Annotated in this window: 6 protein-coding genes and 1 pseudogene; 4 read left to right on the top strand and 3 right to left on the bottom strand. The window is 57.4% G+C overall.

Features of this window, described 5'->3' with window-relative positions:
- Window positions 1-133: 133 nt before the first annotated feature.
- A pseudogene (locus tag VQ045_RS20830) lies at window positions 134-487 on the bottom strand (transposase); the annotation flags it as partial.
- Between the two features lie 333 nt (window positions 488-820).
- On the opposite strand from VQ045_RS20830, the gene VQ045_RS20825 reads away from it, so the two are divergent.
- The 4 genes from VQ045_RS20825 to VQ045_RS20815 are packed head-to-tail and all read left to right on the top strand — an operon-like array spanning window position 821 to window position 4,829.
- Window positions 821-1,615, top strand: a complete 795-nt coding sequence (locus VQ045_RS20825; protein ID WP_331831481.1) for a class I SAM-dependent methyltransferase — start codon at window positions 821-823, stop codon at window positions 1,613-1,615.
- Window position 1,616: 1 nt separating this feature from the next.
- Window positions 1,617-2,000, top strand: a complete 384-nt coding sequence (locus VQ045_RS20820) for a GtrA family protein (RefSeq protein WP_331831479.1) — start codon at window positions 1,617-1,619, stop codon at window positions 1,998-2,000.
- 5 nt (window positions 2,001-2,005) lie between these two features.
- Window positions 2,006-3,250 (top strand): NAD-dependent epimerase/dehydratase family protein, encoded by a 1,245-nt coding sequence (locus VQ045_RS22120; RefSeq protein WP_442879924.1) that lies wholly within the window; start codon window positions 2,006-2,008, stop codon window positions 3,248-3,250.
- Entirely contained in the window at window positions 3,243-4,829 is a 1,587-nt protein-coding gene (locus tag VQ045_RS20815) for a GMC oxidoreductase (RefSeq protein ID WP_331831478.1), read from the top strand. The genes VQ045_RS22120 and VQ045_RS20815 overlap by 8 nt, the downstream gene beginning before the upstream one ends.
- 58 nt (window positions 4,830-4,887) lie before the next feature.
- Here VQ045_RS20815 and VQ045_RS20810 read toward each other — a convergent pair whose 3' ends face one another.
- A complete protein-coding gene (locus VQ045_RS20810) occupies window positions 4,888-5,955 on the bottom strand; it encodes a glycosyltransferase family 2 protein (protein ID WP_331831477.1) in 1,068 nt (355 codons plus the stop codon).
- Between the two features lie 25 nt (window positions 5,956-5,980).
- The coding region (locus VQ045_RS20805) for a hypothetical protein (protein ID WP_331831476.1) at window positions 5,981-6,699 on the bottom strand (719 nt) is incomplete at its 5' end.

Here is a 6,699-nt window from a genome sequence, read left to right as displayed (position 1 = left end):
GTGAATAAGCTGAAGCTGCTCAAGCGCTCAATGTATGGTCGCGGAAATCTCGAACTGCTCCGCCGCCGACTGATCCTGGCGCCGTGAAAACCACACAACATGCGCAAGAGCCGCATTCGTTCCGATGCAAGTCCAGATCGTCCATGGAGCGCGTCGATACACCATGCACGTAGGCCTCTTGAATGACGGCCACGAGCGCCTTCTCGACGGCCCGTCGGGGCTCAAGGAAAGACGGGAAATAGGAACCGGTCCGCAGCTTCGGGATGCGCAGTTCGACGCTGCCGGCGCGGGTCTGCCAGTCGCGGTCGCGGTCGCCGTTGCGCTGGGCCAGGCGCTCGACGTTCTTCTCGCCATAACTGGCGCCGGTCGCAACGCCGACCTCCAGTTCCATCAGCCGTTCGGCGGCAAAGCCGATCATCTCGCGAAGAATGTCGGCGTCAGCACTCTTCTCGACCAGCTCGCGCAGGTCCATCATGGGTTTGGTCATCCAGGTCATCCATCGGTTCGGTTGTTGTCAGCAACTCGACCCTACCGCGGAACCCTCGATGACCGCTCAGCTACACCACCTCGTGGGACACGACCGGCCGCCTCTGCGAGGGGGGGCGGATTTGTGGTTGCAGGCCATGCGTCGCGGCTGTTATTAAGAAACCTTGGGATTAATGGGCTGAATGCCATAAGGCCGAGAATCTCACGTAAAGCCCTCACGTCGAAGGTGGCGGCACCACAGTGAACAAAGAAGACGGCCAGTTCGCATTCATCCCGCGACATTCTGTTTTTATTCAGCAGAAGTATTCCAAACCCTTCCACCGGTAGAGTTCATATGCTTCAGACCTTGAGGAACATTCTCCAGGAACCGATGCTGAGCGGCGTAGCCATGGATTCAACGGCGCGCGTGGAGGCCCACCGTGCGATCATCGAACGCAAAGCGTTGACGCGATCGGTGTTTGGCGAGATGCAAGGGTTGATGCTTGCGCTGGAAGATCGCTATACGTCCGGGCCCGGTCTTCGAATAGAACTCGGGGCAGGCGCCTGGCCATTGAAAGAGCGCGATCCCGAGATTCTCGCGACCGATTTGGTAGATGCCCCACACTTGGACCGTACGCTCGACGCCCAGTCGATGGACCTTGCGGATAAGTCCGTCAGGACATTTTTCGCGCAGCACGTATTCCATCACTTTCCCGAACCTCGCCGTTTCCTGCGGGAGGTCAACAGAACCCTATCGGACAAGGGCGCGGTTATTCTGATTGAACCCTATTGGAGTCCATTCGCACGTTTTGTATTCACCCGCCTCTTCACATCGGAGTCCTATGACCCACAGCAGGAAAACTGGGAGAACCCCGATAACACGGCAATGCTGAACGCCAATCAGGCACTCAGCTATATTGTCTTCCAACGTGACAGAAAGAATTTCGAGAACGAGTTCCCGGGCCTCAGGATCGCTCATCACCAGCCTCTCGACAATTGGATCCGCTACCTGATGTCGGGCGGGGTCAATTTTCGGCAGATGGTTCCGAACTTCATGGATCGCCCGCTACGCGGCGCTGAGTACGCGTTGCGACCCGCACTTGGGAGGAGCGCTCTGCATCACGTCGTCGTGCTCGCGCGCAATACCTAACATGCGTTCACCAATCCTGTACCTGTCTGGGCAGGTCCTTGCTTATCTCATCGACATCGGATCTTTCTACGCCTTCGTACTATCCGGGGCACTTGAAGTCTTCTTCGCGAACGTCGTTGGGAAAATTTTGGCCGGTATTTTTGCGTTCTTTTTTCATCGTGTTTTGACCTTTCAAGCGATCGGACAGACCGCAAGATCCATCTTCAGCCAAGGGTCGCGCTACGCCTCGCTTCTTTTAGGCAATGCTTTTCTCTCGAGCGCGGTGCTTAGTTCACTCTTGTGGATGTCCATACCGCTTCTGCCAGCAAAAATATTCGCTGATATCTGCACGGTTGTTATCAGTTACGTTCTGGCTCAGCGATACGTGTTTAACAGAGGACGTTGATATTGGTGGTGAAGACATTTGCAGTCACGGGCGCGCGCGGCTTTATAGGACGAGAAGTCGTGAGGCAGTTGGCTGCTCGCGGAGACGATGTCGTCGCCTTGGCTAGAAGCGCAATCGACACTCGTGAGGCGACATGGCGGAAATACGATCTAACGGAGTCTCTTCCCGACGGGTTGCTGGCGGATGTGGACGCTATCATTCATCTGGCGGCAGAGACCGACCGTGGACCATTTATGCGCTCGCATATCGAACTCGACGCTTTGCGATCGATACTCGCCGGGGCGAGGCCCGGAGTCCGTGTCGTATTCGTGTCGAGCCAAGCTGCCAGTCCCCATGCTCCGACGGATTACGGTCGAACAAAGTGGCTGTGTGAGAAGGAGGCAATCGAGAGAGGCGCCGTGGTCGTCAGGCCGGGTCTTGTCATCGGATCTAAGCCGGGCGGTCTGTTCGCGGTTCTCGATGACGTTGCGCGGCGTTCCCCGATCGTCCCGCGATTCATACCCTCACCTCTGATTTACCCTATTAATGTTGCCGATCTTGCCACGGGCCTCATCGCCGCCGCCGACGAGGGCCGCAATGGGGAATGCTACCATATCGCGAGCGCGTACCCGGTCCCTTTCCACCGATTCATGTCCGAAGTCGCGCTGCGGCGGCATGGCAGACGACCGTTAAAATTACCTATTCCTAGCGCCTTGATCACGTTGGCGGACAAACTCGCCGAGTTAGCCGGGGTAAGGATTGCCCCTCTGCGCCGTCTGCGCTCCCTCTTCGACCTCCCACCGCTCCATGCACGCGACGATATGAGAAACCTTGCGCTAGCAGAAGTCGATTGGCGGCAGCGCCTCGATTTGAGCAGCAAAGGCATGAGGGTTCGGTCCCGGGAAGCGGCGGCGATCCTCCGTTACATAGTCGGTCGGTCTCCCCCTGGAGACATGGTGCGCCGATACGTCCGGCTTCTCAGGACAGACGCCCGAGCGCGTAGTCCCTTGGGGTTCGCTCTCTTGGAGCGTTTGTTTCCGCCCACGCTCTGGTTTCGAGATGTTATGGGAGTCGATCCGGCTTTCGAACGACAGCTCGATGCAGCCATGTCCATAGCGGAATCGGCGCCCGTGACCGTTTATCGTTTCCTGCGGGTTCAGGGTGAGACGAACCTCGCGTCTCTTTTGATGATAGCGGTGCGGACGACTGCCGAAGTTCCATTCGTCATCGTAGGGATTGTGCGCAAGCGGCTGGCCAGAGGCCATGTCTGAAGACGCAGCCCTTTTCGATGTCGTCGTAGTCGGATCGGGCCCGGCGGCTGCGTCCGTGACGTTTCCCCTGGTGGAGGCCGGGCGCCAGGTCCTCATCCTCGACGCCGATGACGGTACCCCACCTCTCCTCGATGCCCCGCCTGGTCAGTATCTAGATCTCCGCCAGGGCGCCGGCCGCTCCAACGACTGGTTTTCCTCGCCCGAGGCCATGCTGTCGGACGACAGGCGAAAACTTTCACCCAAGCTTCGCACGCCGACGCAGTCATACGTCTTTAAGGATTTTCTCAACGAGAACGGCATCGTGGCTGATGGTCCGACGCTCGCAGGATCGCTCACCACGGGCGGCTTGTCGAACGCCTGGGGTTGCGGCGTCTCGGCCTTCGATGATGCTGATCTTGAGGATTTTCCCTTTTCGTCCGTAGACTTAAGGGATTCTATGGCGACTGTTTCGAAGAGGATCGGCCTCTCCGGTCGTCGCGATGATGCGCTAAAAGACCATTTTGGCTTAGACGAATGGGCTTCGCCCGCACTCCCGATGGATCGGGCCGTACACCGTCTCCTGCGGCGGAGCGAGGCGCATCCCCGGTCCGGCGTCGCGCTGGGCGCGTCCCGGAACGCGGTCCTGGCGGGGGAAAGTGGCTCGAGGCATGGATGCAATCTGTCCGGAATGTGCCTGTGGGGATGTTCGCGGCGTTCGCTGTATTCGGCGAAGGACGACATCGCTTGTCTTGCCGATCATCCTTCGGTAACCCTGCGCTCCAATGTTGTCATCCATAAACTCGAACGCTCTGACGTCGGATGGCACGTTCGTGGTCACCGTCGCGGCGGCGGAGAACCCGTGACGGTCCGCGCCCGCACCGTTGTCCTCGCAGCGGGGACGCTTGCAACATCCGCCATCGTCCTGCGGAGCCTTGGCCTCAAGGCGCCTCGAAGGTTGTGGTCCACGCCATCGGCAGCGTTTCTCGTCTGGCAGCCCACTCTCGCCAGGGCACGGCCTGAGATGACGACCGGCTTTGCCCAGGTGTCCTTCGCCACACACGATCCGCGCGGCGTGAGTGTTCACGGGAACCTGTTCTCGACGATAAACCTGCCGGCATCCGAGTTCCTGCCGCACATCCCCTTCTCACGGCCCCTCGCCGCCGCGATATGGCGCGCGCTCGGACCGTCCTTCGCCGTCGGCAACGCCTTCTTCCCCGGCTCGCTCTCGAACCTCGCCATCGGTCTCGACGGTGGTGACAAGGTCGTTGTCTCTGGTGGGTTTGCTCCTGGTTTTGGAAATGCGGCAGCCCAGCTCCGAAGGCAATTGCAGACGTTCTTCTTGAAGCTCGGGGCCATACTCGTTCCCGGCTCATTCGTCCCGGGTGAAGCCGGCTCCGACCTACATTACGCCGCCACATTCCCGATGAAATGGACACCCGCCATAGGAGAATGCGACCCGCAAGGCCGCGTCGCAGGGCTGGATGGCGTCTATATTGCTGATGCTGCAAACTTCTCGAGTCTGCCGGCCAAGCCTCATACGCTGACCATGATGGCAAATGCAGACAGGATCGGGCGTTTGATAGGCGCCGAGCCGCTTTGAAGCTGGCGAGTCTTCACCACACGCCGCGCGAAGAACGGAGTACCAGAGGGTCTCGCCTTCACTTCCGGGAGGACGCAGCAAGACCTGCCTTATGATGCCTCAATGCACGCGGACGGACTGTTGACATCAGAAGGCGAGGATAGAGCGTCAGCTTCGGAACGGACTGGATGTCGTAGTTCAAGAAGGCCAGGAGGAGTTGAACTCCGACGATGACCGGCAACGCTGCGAGCATCACAGTGCCAGCCGTTGCCGGCTCAGTCGTCCCCCAATTCAGTGCGCCGTACACGATCCCAAATAGAAACAGAAGCACCCCCAGCGCAAGCTCTACGGATGCAATACTAAAATTCCGCAAAAAGTAATTGTAAAATATTCGTTTTGCAAAATTTTTGCAGTGTGCTGCAAAGAAACGCGGGATCTCGCGAAGCGGCTGCATTCCGCTGGTCTCGTCTCCGTAATGCGCATGCATAGGAACATCGACAATCCGAGCGCCGACTATGCTCAATCTAAAAAGCAAATCGGATTCGAAGAAGTATCTCTTCGATATCTTTTCGACTGGAAGGTATTCGATGAGGCTGGAATGAATGGCAAAAAACCCGTTCGTAGGGTCGTATGTATGCCAGTAGCCCGTCGAGACCTTTGTCATCAGAGAAAGGCCAGCATTTCCAATCAACCGTCCCATCGGCATTGAACGCAGCCCTTCGAGCTCGAAAAATCGATTACCTTTTGTATAATCGGCTTCACCGCGTTCGATGGCGCCGGTAAAACTCGGCACGAACCTGGGGTCCATCTGTCCGTCACCATCAATCTTCACAAGGATATCAGCTCCGTCGGCCGTGGCCTGCACCATTCCCACGAGTGTTGCCCCTCCAACACCCTGATTGACCGAATTGAAGATCACACGGACGCGCGGATCGACAACGCTCCCTTCAACGAAGCGCCCGGTTTGCTGCGGGCAAGCGTCATCAACAACATAGATGGCGCACACTTCTGGGCCGATGTCTTCAATTACTGAAAGCACGTGATCGCGGACGCCGTATGCCGGAATAACGACGGCAATCTTCGCAGCTTCGAGCATATGTGTCGAACCCATAATTTTAGTTTTCGGTAGCCCCACTAGGCTCTTCATCTGACAATCCCGAAAAACAGAACCGTTAATCTATCTTCCTCATAATTACGCCCTCAGATTCACGGTCCAGACTATACCAACCGATCACCGGATGTTCTTCAAACAGGGACGAATATCGATCCACGAATTCCTCGTCAACTCGCCCAAGCAGAACGTACGAGCTGTTCTCCAGGAGCGTTTCGAATTTGTCAACAGGGATATCCTGAGACCAGACATCGCCTTCAAAACGCGGTTGACCGAAGCTAAAACCCGATCTGTTGGTAGGTGCAGGCGTCAGTCCGTACATCGCCATGTAAAATTGTTCACCGACAGTGCCATTCCAGATCACGAATGTATGAGCACCTCGCCGCACCTCCGGCGGAGTCTGGTTGAGAAGTTCTTCGACTTCCGCCCGCACGGCGAATGAAGGGTTCGAGACTTGCGAGAACGTTGCCGGCATCAGGCGAAGCGATGGGGCGCTAAAGTATAGAGGAACAGCGAGTACGGCGATCGCTAAAACCCGTCGAAATCCCGTACTGCTGCCGAGCGCGAGAAAAACCGGGCCAATCACCCATAATGCGACTAGGAATGTGTTCACGTAACGTGGAAACGAGGCAAGGCGCGTGCCCTCATACTCGCTGAAGGCGAAAAGATATAAGAGTCGGTCCGGAAAGTTGTTCAATTTGAACAAAGCCTTCGCAGCATTAGGCGGATAGACGCCAGTTTGAGGAATGCGAGCGCGTTGCGCGACAGGTTCTCGAAATC

The organism is Aurantimonas sp. E1-2-R+4, from assembly GCF_036549515.1.
GTDB lineage: Bacteria > Pseudomonadota > Alphaproteobacteria > Rhizobiales > Rhizobiaceae > Aurantimonas > Aurantimonas coralicida_A.
The sequence above is the reverse complement of the archived record's forward strand: the minus strand, read 5'-3'. Positions and strand labels throughout refer to the sequence as shown.